Annotated in this window: 18 protein-coding genes; 9 read left to right on the top strand and 9 right to left on the bottom strand. The window is 73.0% G+C overall.

Features of this window, described 5'->3' with window-relative positions:
• Positions 1–69 precede the first annotated feature (69 nt).
• Positions 70–978, top strand: coding sequence for a YghX family hydrolase (gene yghX / locus P2H44_RS14860; protein WP_275764629.1), 909 nt, complete (start codon positions 70–72; stop codon positions 976–978).
• Positions 979–1,090: 112 nt separating this feature from the next.
• On the opposite strand, the gene P2H44_RS14855 is transcribed toward yghX, so the two are convergent.
• Positions 1,091–1,738 (bottom strand): cell wall hydrolase, encoded by a 648-nt coding sequence (locus P2H44_RS14855; protein WP_275764628.1) that lies wholly within the window; start codon positions 1,736–1,738, stop codon positions 1,091–1,093.
• A gap of 445 nt (positions 1,739–2,183) precedes the next feature.
• On the opposite strand from P2H44_RS14855, the gene P2H44_RS14850 reads away from it, so the two are divergent.
• Together P2H44_RS14850 and P2H44_RS14845 are read left to right on the top strand one after the other, a co-directional pair.
• Complete coding sequence (locus tag P2H44_RS14850; RefSeq protein ID WP_275764627.1) at positions 2,184–2,975, top strand: LbetaH domain-containing protein; 792 nt, start codon at positions 2,184–2,186, stop codon at positions 2,973–2,975.
• Positions 2,972–3,799 (top strand): aldo/keto reductase, encoded by an 828-nt coding sequence (locus P2H44_RS14845; RefSeq protein ID WP_275764626.1) that lies wholly within the window; start codon positions 2,972–2,974, stop codon positions 3,797–3,799. The genes P2H44_RS14850 and P2H44_RS14845 overlap by 4 nt, the downstream gene beginning before the upstream one ends.
• Positions 3,800–3,895: 96 nt before the next feature.
• Here the strand turns inward: P2H44_RS14845 and P2H44_RS14840 are convergent, their stop codons facing one another.
• Together P2H44_RS14840 and P2H44_RS14835 are read right to left on the bottom strand one after the other, a co-directional pair.
• Positions 3,896–4,510 carry a hypothetical protein gene (locus P2H44_RS14840; protein WP_275764624.1) on the bottom strand — a complete coding sequence of 205 codons (615 nt, stop codon included), beginning with the start codon at positions 4,508–4,510 and terminating at the stop codon, positions 3,896–3,898.
• A gap of 26 nt (positions 4,511–4,536) precedes the next feature.
• Positions 4,537–4,995: an NUDIX hydrolase gene (locus P2H44_RS14835; RefSeq protein ID WP_275764623.1), complete on the bottom strand. Its 459-nt coding sequence runs from the start codon at positions 4,993–4,995 to the stop codon at positions 4,537–4,539.
• A gap of 439 nt (positions 4,996–5,434) precedes the next feature.
• Here P2H44_RS14835 and hslO point away from each other — a divergent pair, with 439 nt between their 5' ends.
• Positions 5,435–6,490, top strand: coding sequence for an Hsp33 family molecular chaperone HslO (hslO, locus tag P2H44_RS14830; protein WP_275764622.1), 1,056 nt, complete (start codon positions 5,435–5,437; stop codon positions 6,488–6,490).
• Between the two features lie 234 nt (positions 6,491–6,724).
• Positions 6,725–9,085 (top strand): calcium-binding protein, encoded by a 2,361-nt coding sequence (locus P2H44_RS14825; protein ID WP_275764621.1) that lies wholly within the window; start codon positions 6,725–6,727, stop codon positions 9,083–9,085.
• A 52-nt stretch (positions 9,086–9,137) separates the two neighbouring features.
• Here the strand turns inward: P2H44_RS14825 and P2H44_RS14820 are convergent, their stop codons facing one another.
• The 3 genes from P2H44_RS14820 to P2H44_RS14810 are packed head-to-tail and all read right to left on the bottom strand — an operon-like array spanning position 9,138 to position 12,133.
• Positions 9,138–10,196: a threonine aldolase family protein gene (locus P2H44_RS14820; RefSeq protein WP_275764620.1), complete on the bottom strand. Its 1,059-nt coding sequence runs from the start codon at positions 10,194–10,196 to the stop codon at positions 9,138–9,140.
• A gap of 40 nt (positions 10,197–10,236) precedes the next feature.
• Positions 10,237–10,701, bottom strand: coding sequence for a YcgN family cysteine cluster protein (locus P2H44_RS14815; protein WP_275764618.1), 465 nt, complete (start codon positions 10,699–10,701; stop codon positions 10,237–10,239).
• Positions 10,702–10,753: 52 nt separating this feature from the next.
• Entirely contained in the window at positions 10,754–12,133 is a 1,380-nt protein-coding gene (locus P2H44_RS14810; protein WP_275764616.1) for an MFS transporter, read from the bottom strand.
• A 388-nt stretch (positions 12,134–12,521) separates the two neighbouring features.
• Between P2H44_RS14810 and P2H44_RS14805 the strand changes: the two genes are divergently transcribed.
• Positions 12,522–13,181, top strand: a complete 660-nt coding sequence (locus P2H44_RS14805) for an NnrU family protein (RefSeq protein WP_275764615.1) — start codon at positions 12,522–12,524, stop codon at positions 13,179–13,181.
• A 4-nt stretch (positions 13,182–13,185) separates the two neighbouring features.
• Here P2H44_RS14805 and P2H44_RS14800 read toward each other — a convergent pair whose 3' ends face one another.
• Entirely contained in the window at positions 13,186–14,532 is a 1,347-nt protein-coding gene (locus P2H44_RS14800; RefSeq protein ID WP_275764614.1) for an MFS transporter, read from the bottom strand.
• Positions 14,533–14,940: 408 nt separating this feature from the next.
• On the opposite strand from P2H44_RS14800, the gene P2H44_RS14795 reads away from it, so the two are divergent.
• Genes P2H44_RS14795 through arsC form a run of 3 tightly spaced genes read left to right on the top strand, consistent with a single transcriptional unit; the run spans position 14,941 to position 16,726 of the window.
• Positions 14,941–15,315, top strand: a complete 375-nt coding sequence (locus P2H44_RS14795; protein WP_275764612.1) for an ArsR/SmtB family transcription factor — start codon at positions 14,941–14,943, stop codon at positions 15,313–15,315.
• Between the two features lie 32 nt (positions 15,316–15,347).
• A complete protein-coding gene (gene arsB, locus P2H44_RS14790; protein WP_275765081.1) occupies positions 15,348–16,382 on the top strand; it encodes an ACR3 family arsenite efflux transporter in 1,035 nt (344 codons plus the stop codon).
• Entirely contained in the window at positions 16,379–16,726 is a 348-nt protein-coding gene (gene arsC, locus P2H44_RS14785; protein ID WP_275764611.1) for an arsenate reductase (glutaredoxin), read from the top strand. Before arsB ends, arsC begins: the two co-directional genes overlap by 4 nt.
• A gap of 47 nt (positions 16,727–16,773) precedes the next feature.
• Here the strand turns inward: arsC and P2H44_RS14780 are convergent, their stop codons facing one another.
• Entirely contained in the window at positions 16,774–17,790 is a 1,017-nt protein-coding gene (locus P2H44_RS14780) for a calcium-binding protein (protein ID WP_275764610.1), read from the bottom strand.
• A gap of 894 nt (positions 17,791–18,684) precedes the next feature.
• Positions 18,685–18,852 carry a YgjP-like metallopeptidase domain-containing protein gene (locus P2H44_RS14775; RefSeq protein ID WP_275764609.1) on the bottom strand — a complete coding sequence of 56 codons (168 nt, stop codon included), beginning with the start codon at positions 18,850–18,852 and terminating at the stop codon, positions 18,685–18,687.
• Positions 18,853–19,357 lie beyond the last annotated feature (505 nt).

Here is a 19,357-nt window from a genome sequence, read left to right as displayed (position 1 = left end):
GGCGGCGGGCCGCGTCATCCTGACCTAACGGCGCCCGACGGGTGGCGCCGGGACGAGAGGGAGACGACCATGGACGGGCCCGCCGACGCCCCCCGCCGCCTGACGGCCGCCGACTTCGACCAGGAGCTCCTGGACCTCTACGACTATTACGCTCACGGCCGGATCTCGAAACGGGAGTTCCTGGACCGGGCGGCGAAGTTCGCCGTGGGCGGGATGACCGCAGCGGCCCTGCTGAACGCGCTGAAGCCCGACTACGCGCTGGCCGAGCAGGTGAAGTTCACCGATCCCGACATCACCCCGGAATACGTCATGTATCCCTCGCCGCAGGGGCACGGCGAGGTGCGCGGCTACCTGGTGACGCCCGCGAAGGTCGAGGGGAAGATGCCCGCCGTGCTGGTGGTGCACGAGAACCGAGGCCTGAACCCCTACATCGAGGATGTCGCCCGGCGCGTCGCCAAGGCCGGGTTCCTGGCGCTGGCGCCGGACGGGCTGACCTCGGTCGGCTTCTACCCGGGCAACGACGAGGAAGGGCGCGAGCTGCAGAAGCAGGTCGACCCGGCGAAGCTGATGAACGACTTCTTCGCGGGGGCGGAGTGGCTGATGGGCCACGAGCGCTCGACCGGCAAGGTGGGCTGCGTGGGCTTCTGCTACGGCGGCGGCGTGTGCAACGCGCTGGCGGTGGCCTATCCGGAGCTGGGCGCCTCTGTCCCCTTCTACGGCCGGCAGGCGAAGGCCGAGGACGTGCCGCGCATCCAGGCGCCGCTGCTCCTGCACTACGCCGAGCTCGACGAGCGCATCAACGCCGGCTGGCCGGAGTACGAGGCGGCGCTGAAGGCGGCGGGCAAGACCTACGAGGCGCACATCTACCCGGGCGTGAACCACGGCTTCCACAACGATTCGACCCCGCGCTACGACGAGGCGGCGGCCGAGCTCGCCTGGTCCCGCACCATCGCGCATTTCGACCGATACCTGAGATAGGGGGCGGCGGAGCGGCGCTCGCCGAGGCGCTGCGCGCCCGGCCTCGCCCGCCCGCCGACCCCGCTTCCGGCGGGCGAGGGGGGCGGGCGGCGCGGCCCGGCCCGGGGCCTGGTCAGAGCTTCCAGAACAGGTGCGCGCCGATCTGGGCCATCAGCTTGGCCTTGGCCGTCCAGTAGGGGCGCACGGTCAGGTTGTGGAACATGTTGGCGCCGTTGGTGGGGTCCTCGACCTCGCCGGCCAGCACCTTCTGGGCCACGTTCAGCGACTGGGCGTATTCGCGCGCGTGCCGGGCCTCGTCCGGGCGGCCGTCGCAGAACCAGCTGAACTGGCAGGGCCGGGCCGAGCCGCCCTGCTTGACCACCTCGCACACGTCGTCGGGATAGCCCGAGGCCTCGGCCCGGTTCAGCACCACCCAGGCGACGGCGGTCTGCTCGCGCTCGGCGCGGCCGCGGCTCTCGAAATAGACGGTCCGCGCGAGGCAGGTCAGCGGATCCTCGAGCGGCGAATCCGGCGCGCCGGGCGCGGGCGCCACGGGCAGGGTGGCGGCGGTGACGAGGGCGACGGGGCCGCTGCGGGCGCCCTCGCCCTGCACCGCGGGCTCGATGGCGGCGCGGTGGCCGGTGCGGGCCTCGACCGGGTGGGGGGAGGCGGTCTGCGGCTCCCCCTGGTCCAGCGCCATCCGCGGCGGGGCGTCCGGCGCCAGCGCGCAGCCCGCGAGGAGCAGCGCCGCGGCGAGCAGGGTCGGAAGGCGTGGGGTCATCGAGCGTTCCAGGCGGTTGCGATCGGGGCGGACCCTCGGGCGGCTCCGCGGCGAAATTCGGGCGCCGGACCTGCGACGCGTCGGCCCATTTCGCGCGACCGCGCGCCGTTGCGCAACGGGGAACCGCGGCGGCTGCGCGACGGGCGGCGTCGCCGGGCGGGAGACGAAGGGACCGGGACTGCGACGGGGATGGTCGGGCGGGGCGAGAGCGCCGCGCAGCGGCGGGCGAGGGCCGCCCCGACCGCCTTGCGCTCCGCCTGCGGCCCGGCGCCGTCGCGCCCCCCTTGTCCACGCCGCCGCAGGCCCCTAGCTTTCCCCGGACCGTCGCCCCGCGGATGCCCGGCGTCGCGGCGCCCCGCCGAGGGAGGAGACGATGGACCAGACGCTCGCCTGACCCAGCCCGACCCGGACCCATGCGGTCCCCGGACCTCCAGGAGAGAGCGCCATGCAAGGCCTTCGTCTCGACGCCGCCGCGCGTCATCCGATCCGTCTTCCCGACGGAACCGCCCACCCCAACGTCGTGCACCTCGCCGAGGTCATCGACCATCCCAACATCGAGGTCGGCCCCCACGCCTACGCCAACGACTTCGAGCCGGTGACGGACTGGGCCGCCCGCCTCGCCCCCTACCTCTATCCCGGGGCGCCCGAGCGGCTGCGCATCGGGGCCTTCGCCCAGGTCGCCCACGGCGTGCGCTTCGTCACCGCCTCGGCCGACCATCCGATGCGGGGGCTCTCGACCTATCCGTTCCGCACCTTCGGGCCGACGGCCGAGGCGGACTGGGCGCGGCTCTGCGGCCCCTTCGCGGACACCGAGGTCGGGCCCGACGCCTGGCTGGGCCATGGCGCGCTGGCGCTGCCGGGGGCGCGGATCGGGGCGGGGGCGATCCTCGCCGCGGGCGCCGTGCTGAAAGGCGAGGCGCCGCCCTACGCGATCCTCGCCGGCAATCCCGCGCGGGTGATCCGGATGCGCCTGTCGCCCCCGGCCGTCGAGGCGATGCTGGCGCTGCGCTGGTGGGACCGGCCCTCGGACTGGATCGCCGCCCGCGTGGACCTGATCGAGGGCGCCGACCTGCCGGCCCTGGTCGCCGCCGCCCGCGACGACGGGGTGGCGGAGGGGCCGGCGGACACGCTGCACGCCATCGACCTCGACGCGCTCTCGGCGGCGCTCGCCGCCGCTCCCGCCGTTCCGCCCCGGGCCGCCAAGGCCGGGGCCAGACCCGAAAGGACCGCCCCATGAAAACCGTTCAGGCCGGCGCCGCGACGATCCCCGCCCTGGGGTTCGGCACCTGGAAGCTGCGGGGACGGGAGGCGACCGACATGGTCGCCCGCGCCCTCGCCGAGGGCTGGCGCCATGTCGACACCGCCCGCATGTATGGCAACGAGGCCGAGGTAGGCGCGGGGATCCGCGCCGCCTCCGTGCCCCGCGCCGACGTGTTCCTGACCACCAAGATCTGGCCCGACGACCATGCGCCCGACCGGCTGCGCGCGGCGGCGGAAGATTCGCTGAAAAACCTCGGCGTCGACCACGTCGACCTGATGCTGCTGCACTGGCCCTCGAAGACCGCGCCGCTGGAGGAGACGATCCCGGCCCTGACCAAGCTCGTCGCCGACGGGCTGGCGGCGAACGTCGGCGTCTCGAATTTCCCGAGATGGCAGCTTCGCGAGGCGGCGAAGCTCGCGGACGTGCCGCTGGCGACCAACCAGGTCGAGTTCCATCCGTTCTTCGACCAGTCGGCGATGCTGGACGCGCTGGCGGAGCTGGGCATGGCGCTGACCGCCTACATCCCGCTCGCCCGCGGCAAGGCGGCGACGGACGAGACGCTGGCCCGGATCGGCGAGGCCCACGGGGTGAGCGCGGCGGGCGCGGCGCTGGCCTGGATCCTGTCCAAGGGCGCGATCGCGATCCCGAAGACCGCCAACCCCGCGCGGCTGGCCGAGAACGCGGCCGCCCTCGACGTGACCCTGACCGCGGAGGAGATCGCCGAGATCGACGCCCTGGCGACCGGCCCGCGGCTGGTCAGCGATCCCTCGCGGCCGGAGCTGATGCCCGACTGGGACTGAGCGGCCCGTCCCAATCCGCCGAAGTCGAAGGAAGAACGACGAAGGGGGAGAGGCGCGCCTCTCCCCCTTCGGGACGTCTTCGCGATGCGGCCCGGATCACTCGATCCGGCTGAGGCGCATGCGGTAGAACTTGCCGTTGTTGAGCTGGATGTCGGCCTCGATGTAGCGCTGGCGGCCCTGCTGGAACAGGATCGCGTGGGCGTTCAGCACCATGATGTGGCCCGACTTGGTGAAGGCGCCGGTCCAGCGCTCGACCGGGCGCTCCTCGCCCTCCAGCTCGATGCGCATCAGGCCGCGGGCGAGCGTGCCCTGAACGTCGGCGATGGTCAGGCGCGCGCGGCCGACGATGCCGCCCTCGGTCTCGAAATAGCGCATGTTCATCAGCTTGAAGGGCCCCTCCCACACGCCGACGTAGCGGCCGGGGTCGGAGGGATCCATGCGCACCTCGCGGATCGGGCCGCCGCCGCTCTCGAAACGGCCGGCGGGCGGGGCGCCGGGGGAGTAGTCGTCGTCCTCGTCGGTGATGTTGGGGAAGCTCGAGTCGTAGCGCGACGAGGCCGCGTCCGCCGTCGGCGCGACGGGCAGGGCGGCGAGGCCCGCGCCCATCGCCAGCGCTGCCAGCGCCAGGCCGGCGCGGCGGGCGGAGGTCGCGACGGCCGGGGCGACGGCCCGGGCGAGGGCGGGGATCAGGTCGGCGAGGGATCGGGTCATGGGAACCTCTTTCTCGGGGCGCCGTGTCAGCATGCCATGCGACGGGCGAGCTGCGCCACGAAATGGCGCTCGCCCTCCACGCTCAGCCGGCGGGCGGCTTCGGCGACCGGCATCCAGACGGGGGTGTGGTCGGGCTCCACCGGCGGGCCCAGCGGTCGGCCGGCGCGGCACAGGTAGATGCGGCAGATCTTGCGCGCCCACATCGAATAGTCGGGCATCCAGCGGTAGTGCTGGAAGGCGCCGAGACGGCGGAGGGGCTGAACGCTCCACCCCGTCTCCTCGTAGACCTCGCGGGTCAGGGCGCGCAGCGGGCTCTCGCCCGGGTCGATGCCGCCGCCGGGCAGGAGGAAGCTCTCGCCCTCGTTCGGGGTGGCGGCGAGCAGCAGGCGGCCGGCGTTGACGCCCCCGCCCAGGATCGCCGCATAGGCGCCCGGGCGCTCGCGGTAAGGGGCGTCGGAACGCCAAGGATCTCCGAAGCGGCGCATGGCGGGCACCATCCTCCCGGCCGCGGGCCGGGGCAAGGGGCGCGGCGTCGCGGGGGGGGGGCGTTTAGGACCCTGCGCCGGGAGGCTCGCGGGCGCGCAGGCGCCGCGTCGGCGGTCGCGCCGGGGGCCGGCGGCCTGCCCGCGGCGCGCGGGACCCGGGGCGCGTGGGGCGCAGGGGGCGGGACGCGGGCGGCGCGCGCAGGCCCCTCCGGCCAAGCGGCGGCCTGCGTCCGGTCCCCGCCCGCCGCCCGCGCCGCCATCCGCCCTGCGCCGCGGGCGCGCTGGATCCCGCCTGCGCGCGGGCAGAAGCGGCGCTTCCCTGCGTGACGTATGCGTCACGCCTCGCCGGGGGGCGCCGGCGGCGGGGGTGGCGCCGGGCGGCCATGGAATCTATATCGCCCCCGACAGGCCGGCCTTTCGCCGGCCCGAGGAGATTCCCATGCCGCTGGACCTTCATGCCGGCGGGTCCGCCGTCCACCCGGGCGGCGCCCCCGGAGACGACGCCGTTCTGCCGTTTCAGCTCGACCGCTGCGACATGCGCGGCCGTGCCGCCCGGCTCGACGCCACGCTCGCCACCATCCTCGGCCAGCACGCCTACCCGCGCCCGATCGCGGGGCTGGTGGCCGAGGCCGCCATGCTGACCGCCCTGATCGGCCAGACCCTGAAGCTGCAGTGGCGCCTGTCGCTGCAGGTGCGGGGCGACGGGCCGATCCGCCTGGTCGCCACCGACTGGTTCGCCCCCGAGACCGAGGGCGCGCCCGCCCGCCTGCGCGCCTACGCCGGCTACGACGCCGAGCGCCTGGACGAGGCCGCGGATCCGTTCGGCCAGTTCGGCAAGGGCTATTTCGCGGTGATCATCAACCACGGATCGGGCCAGCCCTACCAGGGGCTGACGCCGCTGGCCGGCGGCTCGCTCGCCGCCTCGGCCGAGGCCTATTTCGCCCAGTCCGAGCAGATCGCGACCCGCTTCGCCATCGCCTCGGCCGAGGCGACGGCCCCCGGCGAGGCCGGCGCCTGGCGCGCGGGCGGCGTGATGCTCCAGCACATGCCGCCCGCCTCGCCGCTGCGCTCGGGCGCGGGCGGCTCGGGCGAGGGCGGCGTGATGATGGCCGCCGACGTGGCCGCCATGGGCGGGCACGAGGAGGACTGGACCCGGGCCAACATGCTGCTCGACACCGTCGAGACGCATGAGCTGCTGGGCCCCCACGTCTCCCCCGAGGAGCTGCTGGTGCGCCTCTTCCACGAGGAGACGCCCCGCGTCTGGACCCCGCAGCCGGTCGGCTTCGGCTGCACCTGCTCGGCGGAGAAGGTGGTCACCGCGCTCGCCCAGTATTCGTCGCGCGACATCGGCCACATGACGACCGAGGACGGCAAGGTCACCGCCGACTGCCAGTTCTGCGGGGCGCACTACGAGTTCGAGCCCGACACCCTGGGCTTCGACGCCGAGAACCCCGCCGAGGGCGACGGCGACAACGTGGGCGGCCCCTCCGCCTGAGCCGGCGGGGGCGGCGCCTCGGCCCGCCCCGCGCTCCGCCGCGACCTGCGATCCGACGCCGTCCGTCCTGCGGGCGGCGTTTCCATTTTCGGGACGGCGCGCCCCTCCTCCGGCAAGCGTTTCGCGTCGGGCCTTTCAAAACCGTTGCCAAGTCCGGGCCGCGGGAGGAGAACTTTCCGCAAGGGGAAGCGCCGGCGCCATTGCACAGGCCGGCGGGACGAAGGAATTCCAGACATGGGCATCGGCAAGGGCGGCAAGGAACGGGCCGTCGGCGCGCTGGGTCCCGCGGGCGGGCTGCAGCCCGACGCGGCGGTCCTGGAGAACGGCAAGGTCGTCGTCGCCTGGATCAACAACGCGGTCCTCGCGGGCGAGGACGCGACCGTCGACCAGAAGTTCTCGCTCGTCTCGGCGCGGATCCTGCGCCCCGACGGGCGTCCCGCGGGCAAGCCGTTCGAGGTCAACCGCACGCCCGAGGACCAGCAGCTCAACCCCCAGGTCGAGGCGCTGAAGGACGGCGGCTTCATGGTCGCCTGGCACAACAACCTGGTGGGCGGCGACCCCGAGGCGCAGGCGCAGGTGTTCTCGGGCGCGGGCAAGCGCCTGGGGCCGGAGCTGACGCCCGCCTCGACCTCGGAGGATTCCCAGGCCCGCCCGCAGGTCGCGCCCCTGTCGAACGGGAACGCCCTCATGATCTGGGAGGACGACCGCGACCCGCTGGGCGAGACCGAGAGCGACCTCTACTGGCGCGAGGTGAACGCAAAGGGCCGGTTCGTCGGCAAGGAGAAGCTGCTCGTCGACGGCGGCGGCCTGACCCCCGACCTCGCCGAGCTGAAGAACGGCAAGCGGGTGGTGGTGGTCGACGACCTGGCGCAGATCGTGGTGCGCACGCTCTCGGACGCGGGACGGGAGCTTCGAAAGGTCAGCCTGGGCGAGAAGGTCGACCAGCCGCAGGTCGCGGCGCTGAAGGGCGGCGGCTTCGTGGTCGCCTGGCTGGAAGGCGGGCCGGTGAAGGACAACGGCAGCCCCGACTGGCAGGAGACGGTGGTCGCGCAGCTCTTCAACGCCAAGGGCAAGCCGGTGGGCGACCTGATCGGCGTGCCGAAGGACGGCGCCGCGACGACCTCGGGCTTCTTCGATCTGACGGCGCTGAAGTCGGGGGGCTTCGCGCTCGCCTGGACGCAGACCGGCGGGGCGGGGGACGCGTCCTCGATCCACGCCGCGGCCTTCACCGCGAAGGGCGCGCGCGACGGCAAGGAGGTGCAGGCCAACAAGACCGAGACCGGTCCCCAGTACGACCCCTTCATCGTCGAGACGAAGGCCGGCAAGCTGATGATCGGCTGGGCGGACCAGTCCTTCGGCTTCGGCGGCGCCCCGTCCGAGATCGTGACCCGCGTCTTCGACCTTGGCGGAGGCGGTGGCGGCGGCGGGGGGCGCAAGGCCGCCTTCGCCGCGGAGATCGGGGCCTCGATCGAGGCCGCCGCCGCGCCGCGCGCCGGGGAGATCCTGCTGCTCGGCTCCGGCGACGACCGCTGGACCGGCGACGGGCATGAGTGGAGCGACGACCGCGTCGACGGGCAGGGCGGCGACGACCGGATCCGCGGCGGGGCCGGCAACGACAGCCTCTACGGCCGGACCGGCGACGACGACCTGCGCGGCGGCGGGCAGTCCGATTTCATCTGGGGCGGGCGCGGCGACGACGACCTGTGGGGCGCGCGCGGGCAGGGCGAGCTCTACGGCGGCCGCGGCGCCGACGCCTTCCATTTCGAGACCGGCAAGGGCCTGACGTGCATCATGGATTTCGAGAGCGGCCGCGACCGCATCGTGGTCCACGGCTTCGAGGACCTGGGCGAGGCGGCGTTCCGCATCGTCGATCACTCCGGCCTGCCGGTGATCGTGGCGATGGGCGACCAGCGGATCGGCTACTTCAACCACCTCGAGGGCGACACGCCCGTCTACGCCGACATCGTCTTCGCGCCCGCCGCCGGCCGCGCGCCCGCGACGGCCGCGGCGTCCGCCGTCTCCGCCCGCGGCGGCGCGCCGACGGTGGGGGACGGGACCTCGAACACCGTCTTCCTGGGCGAGGGCGGGGACGTCTGGGACGGGCGCGGGGCGAACGACACCGCCCATGGCGAGCGCGGCGCCGACCTGATCCATGGCGGCGCCGGGCGCGACCGGCTCTACGGCGGGGCGGGGAACGATTCCCTCTACGGCGACGGCGGACGCGACCGGCTGCATGGCGGCGCCGGCGCGGACCTGCTGAACGGCGGCGCGGGGGACGACGTGCTCTACGGAGAGGGGGGCCGGGACCGGTTCGTGGGCGGCGGCGGGGACGACTCCTTCTTCGGCGGCGGCGGCCGCGACCGCTTCGAGACGGTCGTCGACGGCACCTCGAACACGATCTTCGTGGGCGATTTCCAGTCCGGGACCGACCGGCTGGTGGTGACGGACGTCGACGGCCCGGTCGAGCGGACCGACGTCACGGTGCAGGACCTGGGCGACGGCACCTCGAACACGCTGCTGTTCGGCGAGGTGATCGGGCGCTTCGACACCGAGCGGGGCGAAGCGCCGGGCTTCGACGACCTGATCTTCGCCTGAGCGACGGGCCGCGGCCCGGGCCTCGCGCCCCGGCCGCGGCCCGCGTGTGCGCTCAGCCCCGCGCGGCGGCGAGGAAGGCGTCGACCTCGGCCTCGGTGGTGGCCCAGTTGCACACCAGCCGGCAGCTCAGCATCTCGTCGCCGGGCCCCTCCAGCGGCTGGTCGAAAGGCCAGAGGTAATACTTCGCCCCCGCCGCGTGCAGCCGCTGGTGGGCGGAGCGGGGCAGCTCCACGAACAGCGCGTTGGCGTCCACCGGGTGCAGCAGCGTGGCGAGGTTCCCCTCAGCCAGCCCCGCCGCCATGCGGTCGGCGGCGGCGTTGGCGCGGCCGGCGAGGTCGAGCCACAGCCCGTCCGTCAGCCAGCGGTCCATCTGCGCCGAGACGTAGCGCATCTTCGAGAACAGGTGCCCGCCGCGCTTGCGGCGCAGCTGGAACTCCCAGGTCCGCGCCGCGTCGGGATCGAAGAAGATCACCGCCTCGGCCGCCATCGCCCCGCATTTGGAGGCGCCGAGGCACAGAACGTCGACGCCGGCTTTCCAGCTCAGCTCGGCGGGGGAGCAGCCCAGCCGCGCCACCGCGTTGGAGAAGCGGGTGCCGTCCATGTGCACGGGCAGGGACCGGGCGTGGGCGAGGTCGGCCAGCGCGCGCACCTCGGCGGGCGTGTAGACCGCGCCCAACTCGGTCGCCTGGGTGATCGAGACCGCGCCGGGCTGGACGTTGTGCACGCTCGCCTGCGCGCCCGCGTCAAGCGCGCGCGCGAGCTCGCCCGCGTCGATCTTGGCGTGGTCGCCCTCGAGCAGGGTCAGCTTGGCGCCGCCGGAGTAGAACTCGGGCGCGCCGCACTCGTCCTCCTCGATATGGGCGCGGCGGTGGCAGTAGACGGTCTGCCAGGGCTGCACGAGCGTGCCGAGCGCCAGCGCGTTCGCGGCGGTGCCGGTGGCGACCAGGTAGGCCTGGGCCTTCGGCGCCTCGAAGATCTCGCGGATCCGCTCGGTGACCGAGGCGGTCAGGGGGTCGTTCCCGTAGGGCATCGCGCCGCCCTCGTTCGCCGCGACGACGGCCTGCATCAGCTCGGGCGCGGCGGGGCCGGCGTTGTCGGAGGCGAACATCATCGCGGCGGATCCTCTGCTGGGAAAAGGCGGGGGCGGGCGCTCAGAGCGGCGCGTCGAGGGCGTGGTCCTGGAGGTCCTCCTCCGCCACGCGCTCCTCATGGATCAGGCGGCCGGGGAAGTTGCGCCCGTCGGCGGCGATGCCCGCGCGCCGGGTCGAGGCCGGGTCGCCGGTGACCAGCGGGTGCCACTCGGGCAGGTCGCGGCCCTCGGCCAGCAGTCGGTAGGCGCAGGTGGTGGGCATCCACTCCTTCGCCTCCTCGAGCGTGTCGGGGGTCAGGTTCACGCAGCCGGGCACCAGCGTGCGGCGCAGGGGATAGTTGCGGCAGCCGCAGGTCTGCGGATCGTAGAGGCGGCAGTGGACCCGGGTGTAGAGCAGCTCCTCGGTGTCCTCGTCCTCGAGCTTCACCAGGCAGCAGCGGCCGCAGCGGTCGCAGAGCGATTCCCACTCCTCCCGCGTCATCTCGGCGAGGGTCTTGGTCTTCCAGAAGTCGGTCGTGGGGGTCATCGAAGGGTTGTCGCGCAGGCGCGCCCCCGCGTCCAGAGGGGGAATGGCGCGATCATCGGCCCGCCCGGTCCCTGCGGCTGCGGCGCAGGATCACGGCGGCGGCGATCAGCCCGGTCAGGCCGACGACGGCGAAGACCTCCTCCCGCCCCAGCCCGACCGCGAGCAGGACCATGGCGAAGAGCGAGCTGAGCACCATCGCCGCCGAGTCGGTGATGTTCGAGCAGGCGACGAAGCGCCCCCGCTCCTCGGGCGGGGCGGCGTCGAGGTAGACCGCGTTCAGGGGCACGACGTAGAGGCCGCAGAAGGTGGCGAGCACCACGGCCGCCCCCAGCACCGCCCAGGCGTCCGCCCGCCCGAGGAACCCGCCCGCGTCGAGCAGCGGCCCCGCCCGGTCGAGCCCCGCGCCGTAGGCCGTGGCGGCGAGCCAGAACAGCACCGCCCCCGCCGCGATGCCCAGCGCGCCGAGGGGCGGCAGGGCGAGGCCGATGCGCCCCCGCGTCGCCCGGTTGGTCAGCGCGGCCCCCAGCGCGAGCCCGGTCACGAAGGCCGCCAGCAGCACCAGGGCCGCGTCCTCGGAGGCGTGCAGCGTCTCCTTGGCGATGGGCAGGATCAGGGTCAGGAAGGTGGCGCCGGCGAACCAGAACCAGCTGATGCACAGGATCGCGAAGAAGGGCCGGCGGTTGCGCGCGCAGCCGCGCACCACGTCGCGGATCGCGCGCACCACGGTGACGTCGATCTCGGGCGGGCGGCCCTGGCGGGGGGCGGAGGGGGCCATGAAGCTCGCGGCCCAGCCCAGCAGGGCCACGGCCACCACCGCCGCGCCCACCAGCGTGGCGCCGCCGGTCATCAGCGCCACCTTCAGCCCCAGGATCTGGCCCAGGATGATCGCGAGGAACGTGGCCGACTGCACCAGGCCCGCGCCCGCCATCAGCTCCCGCCGCGCCAGGTACTGGGGCAGGACCGCGTACTTGATCGGCGCGAAGAAGGCCGACTGGGCGCCCATCAGGAACAGGAGCAGGTAGAGCAGGAAGATGTTCTGGACCTGGAAGGCAAGCGCCGCGAGCAGCATCAGCGCCACCTCCGCCCCCTTCACCCAGCGCATCATCCGCGCCTTGTCCACGCCGTCGGCGATCTGGCCGGCGACTGCGGAGAACAGCGCGAAGGGCAGGATGTAGAGCGCTCCGGCGATCAGGACGTGGAGGTCGACGTCGAGGCCCAGCTGCTCGGCCAGGCGCCAGGTCAGCAGGGCCATGAAGCCGTTCTTGAACACCTGGTCGTTGAAGGCGCCCAGGAACTGCACCCAGAACAGCGGCCAGAAGCGGCGCGCGCGCAGCAGGTCGAGCTGGCGCGGGGGCGGCCCGTCCTCCGGCGCTCCCCCCGGCTCGTCCGTGGGCGCGGCTTCGGCGCCGGCGCGCCCGCTGGCAAGGGTCATGTCCGTCTCCTGCAGATCGAGCGTCAGGGGACGCGCCGCGACGCCCGAGGTCAAGGCCCCGGCGCGGGCGCGCCGGCCGGCGAGGTCCCCCCGGCCGCGACGAAAGCGCCGCGTCGCCCCGCGCGCCCGCGGCCGCCCGCCCGCCCGCGGCGCGCCCCGGCCGGTGCGCTTGGGGCGGTCGGGGGCAGGGCGGACGGGGGCGCCTTCCTGGGGAACGGCGGCCGCCCGGCGCCCCTTCGCCCCACGCGCCGACGCCGGGATGCGCCGCGGGCGAGGGGCCGGCGACCCGCGCGACCGTCGACGCGGCGCCTCCCCGGTCGATCGAATGCGCTGGACCGGGGCGGGCGGGGCGGCTTGCCCGGCGCGCCTGCGCGGGCGATGAGGGGGCATGCCGGAGTTCGCCCTCGCCTTCGCCGTCTTCCTCGCCGCCCATGTCCTGCCGGCGGCCACCGGGCTGCGCGCCGCGGCGGTGGCGCGGGTGGGGCGGGGGCGCTGGGTGTTGGGCTACTCGCTGCTCTCGATCGCGCTGCTGGCCTGGCTGATCTCGGCGGCCCTGCGCGCGCCCTACGTGGAGCTCTGGGCGCCCTCGCGCCCGCTGGCGCTGGTCGCGCTCGCGGTCATGCCGCTCGCCTGCATGCTGCTGGCGGCGGGGGCCGCGCGGGCCAATCCGGTCTCGGTCTCCTTCCGGGGCGGGCCCGTCGACGCGGCCCGGCCGGGCGTGCTGGCCCTGACGCGCCACCCGATCCTGTGGGCCTTCGCGCTCTGGGGCGGCGCCCATGCGCTGGCCAACGGCGACCTCGTCTCGGTCACGCTCTTTGGGGGCTTCGCGCTCTTCGCCCTGGTCGGGATGCGGGGGCTGGAGCGGCGGGCGCGGCGGCGGGGAGAGACGGCGGGCTTCGCGCCCGCCCGCGGCCCCCTCGGCGCGCGGCTGCGCCGGGCGGCCTCTCCGCGGCTGGCGGCGGAGGCCGCGCTGGGCCTCGCGCTCTATGCGCTCCTGCTGGCGCTGCACGGGCCGGCGCTGGGCGTCGCCCCCACGGCTTGGATCTGACGGCTCAGGCCGCCCGCGCCGCCCGCTTCGCCGCCTGGCGCGAGACCAGCCGCACCTTGCGGGGCGAGGCCGCCCAGATGCAGCCGATGCACACCACCGACAGCACCAGGCACAGCCAGAACCCGGCCGCGTAGCCCCCCGTCTCGTCCCGGATCACGCCCATCAGCCACACGCCCGCCGCGGCGCCGGTGTTGGCGACCAGGCTGATCGCGGTCAGGATCGAGGGGAAGCGGCGGCCCTGGAAGACCTCGGCCGGGATCGCTCCGAAGATCGCCGAGACGCCGTTGCCCAGCAGCCCCTGCACCACCACCATCGTCCACATCAGCGCGGCCGTGGGCGCCTGCTCGAGCATCAGCAGGCAGGCCGAGGCCAGGATGTAGCCGGTCCCCGCCACCGTCCAGCCGATCTCGCGCCCCCAGCGGTCGGACAGCGCGCCGACCCCGATCTGGCCGGCGATGCCGAAGAAGGCGACCATGCCCAGCGCCAGCGCCGCGACGCCGGGGCCGAAGCCCTGGTCGATCAGGAAGCGGGTCTGGTGGACCTGGATCGCGTACCAGATGAACAGCCCGCAGAAATAGCCCGCGGCGATCCACCAGAACCGCGCCGTGCGGATCGCGAGGCCCAGCGTCCAGTCCGTCTCGGCCCACTTGCGGTCGACCACCGGGTCGATCGCCTGGCGCGGGGCGTCGCCGGGTTCGGGCGCGCTCTCGCCGTCGGGCAGCAGGCCCATGTCCTCGGGGCGCATGCGCTGGAAGGCGAGGTTGAGGGGGATGATCGCCACCGCCGTCACCGCCGCCACCGCGAGGCAGGCGGCGCGCCAGCCCTCGGTCTCGATCAGCCACTGCATCGCGGGCAGGAGGGCGACGCTCGCCACCCCCACCCCCGCGAAGGCCAGCCCGATGGCGAGCCCGCGGTTGCGCACGAACCAGTTGGGCAGGAACATCGAGTGGGTGATGTAGCTCATCGCCATCGAGCCGTTCACCGCCAGCAGGCCGAAGGCGAGGTAGAGCTCGAGCGGCGTGGTGATCCAGGTCGCGGCCACGTAGCCGAGCGCCACCATCGCGGCGCCCACGGGGATCGAGCCGCGCGGGCCCCAGCGCGTCATCATCCAGCCCACCACCGGCAGGAAGGCGGTCGAGGCGAGGAAGCCCACCGAGAACGCGCCGGAGGTGACGCCCGAGTTCCAGCCGAACTCGGCGATCACCTCGGGGAACAGCAGGCCGAAGCCGGTTCGCGCGGTCACCGCGACGCCCATGGTCACGAAGGCGACCGCGACGACGATCCAGCCGTAATAGAGCCGGGGGCGTCTGCGAGCCGCGGACGCGGCCCCCGGGGGTGGGGCGATGGTCATCGAAATCTCCTCCGAGGCCCGCGCGTCTGCCGGCGCGGTGCATGGCGAGGGCCAACATATGCGGCCGGCGCGCGGCCTGTCGATGACCTCGGGGGTCGTCGAATCGCACGCGTGGCGCGCAGGCCGGGACGGCCGGGCAGGGGGCGGGGCCGGGGCGGGAGAGGGGCCTGAGGGCGGAACTTCGGCCCTCGGGGCGCGGGGACCCGCCCTGAGCGGCGCGTGCGCATGGGCTCGCGCCCGTCGCCTCTCCCGCGATCTCCCGCGCAGCCGCGCCCCCGTGGGAGCGCTCGGGCCCCCGACCGGCGCGCCCGGTCGCGGAGCCTGCGCCGCCGCCCGGGCGCCGGGCGCCGAGGGGCGCAGGGGGCGAATCGTTTGCCCTTCCGATGATCCGTCGATATTTCCCGACATATGGACTCGTCCGACGCCCTCGCAGCCTTCGCCGCCCTCGGCCAGCCCACCCGGCTGGACGCCTTCCGCCTGCTCGTCGAGGCGGGCGAGGAGGGTCTGCCGGCGGGCGAGGTCGCCCAGCGGCTGGGCGTGCGTCACAACACGCTGTCCTCCAACCTCGCGATCCTCCAGCAGGCGCGCCTGGCGCGCAGCCGGCGGGAGGGGCGCGTGATCCGCTATTTCGCCGACCTCGACGGGCTCGGCGCCCTGCTGGGCTTCCTGCTCCAGGACTGCTGCGGCGGCCGGCCCGAGCTGTGCCGCCCCCTGATCGAGCAGATCGCCCCCGCCTGCCCGCCGTCCCCCTGTTCCGCCCCGCCCGAGGAGACCCGCCCGTGACGCAGACCGACGCCGCCCCCGCCCCCGGGGGCCTGGGCCTGTTCGAGAAATGGCTCTCCGTGTGGGTGGCGCTCGCCATGGCCGCGGGGATCGCGCTGGGCGAGATCCTGCCCGGCCCCTTCCAGGCGCTGGCCGCGCTGGAGGTGGCGAAGGTGAACCTGCCCGTCGCCGTGCTGATCTGGGCGATGGTGTTCCCGATGATGGTGGGGGTGGACTTCGGCTCCCTCTCCCACGTCTGGGACCGGCCGAAGGGCCTGGCGATCACGCTGGTGGTGAACTGGCTCGTGAAGCCCTTCACCATGGCGGCGCTGGGGGTGCTGTTCTTCCAGCACGTCTTCGCCGGCCTGATCGACCCGGCCGAGGGGCGCGAGTGGCTGGCGGGCCTGATCCTGCTGGGCGCGGCCCCCTGCACGGCGATGGTCTTCGTGTGGTCGAACCTGACCCGGGGCGACGCCAACTACACGCTCGTGCAGGTCTCGGTGAACGACGTGATCATGGTCTTCGCCTTCGCCCCCATCGTGGCGATCCTGCTGGGGGTGGGCGACATCGAGGTGCCCTGGGGCACGCTGCTGCTCTCGGTCGGGCTCTACGTCGTGGCGCCGCTGCTGGCAGGCGTCGCGGTGCGCGCGCGCCTGGTGCGCCGGGGCGGCGAGGCCGCGGTCGACGCGTTCAAGGAGCGGGTGCGCCCCGCCTCGATCGGCGGGCTGCTGCTGACGGTGGCGCTGCTCTTCGGCTTCCAGGGGGGCGTGATCCTCGACCGGCCGCTGGCGATCGGGTTGATCGCGACGCCGCTGCTGATCCAGTCCTACGGGATCTTCTTCCTCGCCTATTTCGCGGCGCGGATCGCGCGGGTGCCGTTCTCGGTCGCAGCGCCCTGCGCGCTGATCGGCACCTCGAACTTCTTCGAGCTGGCGGTGGCCGTCGCCATCAGCCTGTTCGGCCTGGGCTCGGGCGCCGCGCTCGCCACCGTCGTGGGCGTGCTGGTCGAGGTGCCGGTGATGCTGTCGCTGGTGGCCTTCGCCAACCGCACCCGCGGCTGGTTCCCGGCCGAGGGGCCCGCGCGATGACCGTCACGATCTTCCACAACCCCGCCTGCTCGAAATCCCGCGCCACGCTCGCCCTGATCCGGGAGGCGGGGATCGAGCCGGAGGTGGTCCTCTACCTCCAGACCCCGCCCGACCGCGCGCGGCTGGAGGGGCTGCTGGCGGCCATGGGCCTGACGGCGCGCGAGCTGCTGAGGAAGGGCGAGGCGGCCTATGGCGAGCTCGGCCTCGCCGACCCCGCCCGCTCCGAGGCCGAGCTGGTCGCGGCGATGATCGCGCACCCCCGCCTGATCGAGCGGCCGATCGTCGAGACCCCGAAGGGAACCCGCCTGTGCCGCCCGCCCGAGCGGGTGCGCGAGATCCTCTAGACCGGGGGGCTCGGGCCGGCGGCCGCGGGGGCCGCCGGCCGGGCGCGTCAGGCGAAGGCCCAGGGCTCGGGCAGGGCGATCCAGCTGGTGTCGGAGAGGTCGAACGCCCCCAGCCCCTCGAGCATCAGGCCGTAGTCGGCGATCCCGTCGCCGCCGTCGTCGATCGCGACCAGCCCGTCCTCCATGCGGATCTCGACCACGCCGGCCTCGCCCGAGAAGGCCTCCGTGCCGATGTAGCGGACCTCGTCCGCCTCCCCGAACAGCAGCGCCGAGAGGCCGGACAGGTCCAGTTTGTCGCCCTGGGCGGCCTTGAAGTCGGTGACCGTGGTGGGGCTGGTCTTGTCCCACAGCAGGCCGCAGGCCTGGAAGAGGTCGCCGCCCTTGCCGCCGGTCCAGACGTTCGTGCCCTGGCCGTCGAACTGGAACCGGTCCGCGCCGCCCTGGCCGAACAGGCGGTCGTCGCCGCCCTTGCCCATCAGCAGGTCCGCGCCGCCGCCGCCGTAGAGCCTGTCGTTCCCGTCGAAGCCGTCGATCGAGTCCATCCCGCCGCCGCCCTTGACGACGTCGTCCCCGTGCGAGGCGTTGATCTGGTCGTTGCCCTTGCCCAGCTTGATCACGTCGTCGCCGAGCGAGCCGTTGATCCGGTCATGGGTCTTGCTCAGCGCGCCCTTCAGCCCGGTCACCGTCAGCTCGTTCCAGATCAGGCCCGAGCCGGCCACGTTCACGACGCGGGAGATGTCGACCTCGGAGTTGAGGTTGATGACGCCCACGACCTCGCCGTCGCGCAGGAACTGCAGCTTGTCGACCGTGCCGGACCAGACGCCGCCCTTCTTCGAGAAGTCGCCGACGAACTTGTAGCCGACCTTCGCTTCATAATCGGGCTGGTTGTGAATGGCGTAGGTGAAATCGGTCTCGATCGCGATGGCCTTGGCCGACTTGCGGTTGGGCAGGGCGTCGGCCCAGTCCTGCGCGTCGAAGCTGTAGTAGCCCTGCGTCGCGAAGGAGACCGCGTCGGCGTAGAAATCCGCGATCGGCTTGATCGCCTTGATGATGGAACGCGTCATGAATGTGCTTTTCGCCTCGTGCTGAGGGTGTTTCCCCAGGGACGGCCGCCGGCGACGCCGAGCTGCGCCCGACGGTCCCCCCGGCGCGGCGTCGCCGCCCCGCCCCCGGGCGGACCATAGAGGCGCCGGTTCATCCGCGTCGATATCCGGCGGGCCTCTCGCGGCCGCCAAACCGCACCGTGGCGCGCTATTCCGTTGCGGAAGCTGGGGAACTCCGACGCGCCGCGGGGGCGCGCGGCGGCGTCCGGCCGTTCATGCGAGGCGTGGGCGGGCGCTGCGTGAGGGTCCGGGCGGCCCGAACCGGCGGCGTCCCGGATCCGCAAATGCAAAGGGCTCCCGAAGGAGCCCTTGGGGACGTTTCCGTCCGCAGCATGCCTTGATGTGGTGCGGTCGAGAAGACTCGAACTTCCACGGGAGTTACCCCACAGGCGAGTTCAACGCTGCAGACCTTACCTGGGTCTTACGTGTTGCTTTCATTGAACTTTGCGAGTCTCGTTCCCGGCCGACTTTGTGGCTGTATTTCAGGTTTCCACAATCCTGACGATTTCGCTTGTGTATGCGGATGTGGAGTCAAAAAAGCAATCCCGGAGGCCTTCGGACCAATCGGCAAGTGGTGGGATGGCGCCGGGTGGCAGGGGGAAGGCTTGGTTAGCTCCGAGGTGATCTCGGGGACGTCTCGGATGCGTTCGCGCCGCTCCCGATTGCGAGTCAGAGGACCGAAATCGAGGCGAGACTCGGGTCAGCCGCGAGGCGAGGCCCGGGCGTGTTCGACACCGGGTTCCCGACTTTCTCAGACTTGGTGGTCGCTTCACGAGCGAGGCAGTTCGCCTCGCCCACTGTGGTCAGTAAGGGCGGTGCATTCTCGGGCCGGCATGGTCCGAAGGCTCGAAGAATCTAGCCGTTCAGCACCTTGACCTTGGCATCGAGCCGAGCCTTGATCTCGCGCCAGTCAGGCATGGCACCGTCCAGAAGGCGAGTGAACTGCGCGCCATGGTTGTGGTGCTTCAGGTGGGCCTTAATGTTGAGCGCGTATGACTTCATCAACTTCAACTGTGGCAGCATAGCGAAACTTGCCGCAGCCATAGTGGAGGGAGTTGGTCTCGGGTTGATTTTTCTAACCATCAGCACGAATATAGATAAGGCATCGCAAGGCAAAGCCAGCGGCAAGCTACGCATTTAGTTGGGTGAGTTAGACGCTCAGCCGCGCTGCGGGCACGTCAGGTGTCGAAACTACGGCGCTGCCAGAATTTGGTAAGGCAAGTCTCTCTATAGAGACTGCCAAAATTAAGCTGGGAAGATGGCAGCAGGCCGAAGAAAGTCACTTGCTCTGTCAGGCTGGTCAATTAGAATACCGGTGATGCTCGCGTGGTGTGAATTTTTCGCGTCGTAGGGTTCGCTTGATTGAGGCTGGGCGATATGACTGGAGATGACGATTTTCTTGTGACTGAACCGCTCCGGGTCTGCCGGAGGCTCCCACTCCTGAGTAGGATGGAGCCCCATGAGCAAGACGACGAACAAGTTCTCCCCTGAGGTCCGCGATCGCGCGGTTCGCTTGGTGCTGGACAGC

The organism is Albimonas marina (genome assembly GCF_029223255.1).
Classification (GTDB): domain Bacteria; phylum Pseudomonadota; class Alphaproteobacteria; order Rhodobacterales; family Rhodobacteraceae; genus Albimonas.
This window is presented reverse-complemented; position numbering and strand designations above follow the sequence as displayed.

Coding starts and splice junctions, on each gene's coding strand:
- P2H44_RS14795 (WP_275764612.1), top strand. CDS start 14,941: ATGGACTCGTCCGACGCCCTCGCAGCCTTCGCCGCCCTCGGCCAGCCC.
- yghX (WP_275764629.1), top strand. CDS start 70: ATGGACGGGCCCGCCGACGCCCCCCGCCGCCTGACGGCCGCCGACTTC.
- P2H44_RS14815 (WP_275764618.1), bottom strand. CDS start 10,701: ATGACCCCCACGACCGACTTCTGGAAGACCAAGACCCTCGCCGAGATG.
- P2H44_RS14825 (WP_275764621.1), top strand. CDS start 6,725: ATGGGCATCGGCAAGGGCGGCAAGGAACGGGCCGTCGGCGCGCTGGGT.
- hslO (WP_275764622.1), top strand. CDS start 5,435: ATGCCGCTGGACCTTCATGCCGGCGGGTCCGCCGTCCACCCGGGCGGC.
- P2H44_RS14820 (WP_275764620.1), bottom strand. CDS start 10,196: ATGATGTTCGCCTCCGACAACGCCGGCCCCGCCGCGCCCGAGCTGATG.
- P2H44_RS14845 (WP_275764626.1), top strand. CDS start 2,972: ATGAAAACCGTTCAGGCCGGCGCCGCGACGATCCCCGCCCTGGGGTTC.
- P2H44_RS14775 (WP_275764609.1), bottom strand. CDS start 18,852: ATGCTGCCACAGTTGAAGTTGATGAAGTCATACGCGCTCAACATTAAG.
- P2H44_RS14800 (WP_275764614.1), bottom strand. CDS start 14,532: ATGACCATCGCCCCACCCCCGGGGGCCGCGTCCGCGGCTCGCAGACGC.
- P2H44_RS14805 (WP_275764615.1), top strand. CDS start 12,522: ATGCCGGAGTTCGCCCTCGCCTTCGCCGTCTTCCTCGCCGCCCATGTC.
- P2H44_RS14850 (WP_275764627.1), top strand. CDS start 2,184: ATGCAAGGCCTTCGTCTCGACGCCGCCGCGCGTCATCCGATCCGTCTT.
- P2H44_RS14780 (WP_275764610.1), bottom strand. CDS start 17,790: ATGACGCGTTCCATCATCAAGGCGATCAAGCCGATCGCGGATTTCTAC.
- P2H44_RS14840 (WP_275764624.1), bottom strand. CDS start 4,510: ATGACCCGATCCCTCGCCGACCTGATCCCCGCCCTCGCCCGGGCCGTC.
- P2H44_RS14810 (WP_275764616.1), bottom strand. CDS start 12,133: ATGACCCTTGCCAGCGGGCGCGCCGGCGCCGAAGCCGCGCCCACGGAC.
- P2H44_RS14835 (WP_275764623.1), bottom strand. CDS start 4,995: ATGCGCCGCTTCGGAGATCCTTGGCGTTCCGACGCCCCTTACCGCGAG.
- arsC (WP_275764611.1), top strand. CDS start 16,379: ATGACCGTCACGATCTTCCACAACCCCGCCTGCTCGAAATCCCGCGCC.
- P2H44_RS14855 (WP_275764628.1), bottom strand. CDS start 1,738: ATGACCCCACGCCTTCCGACCCTGCTCGCCGCGGCGCTGCTCCTCGCG.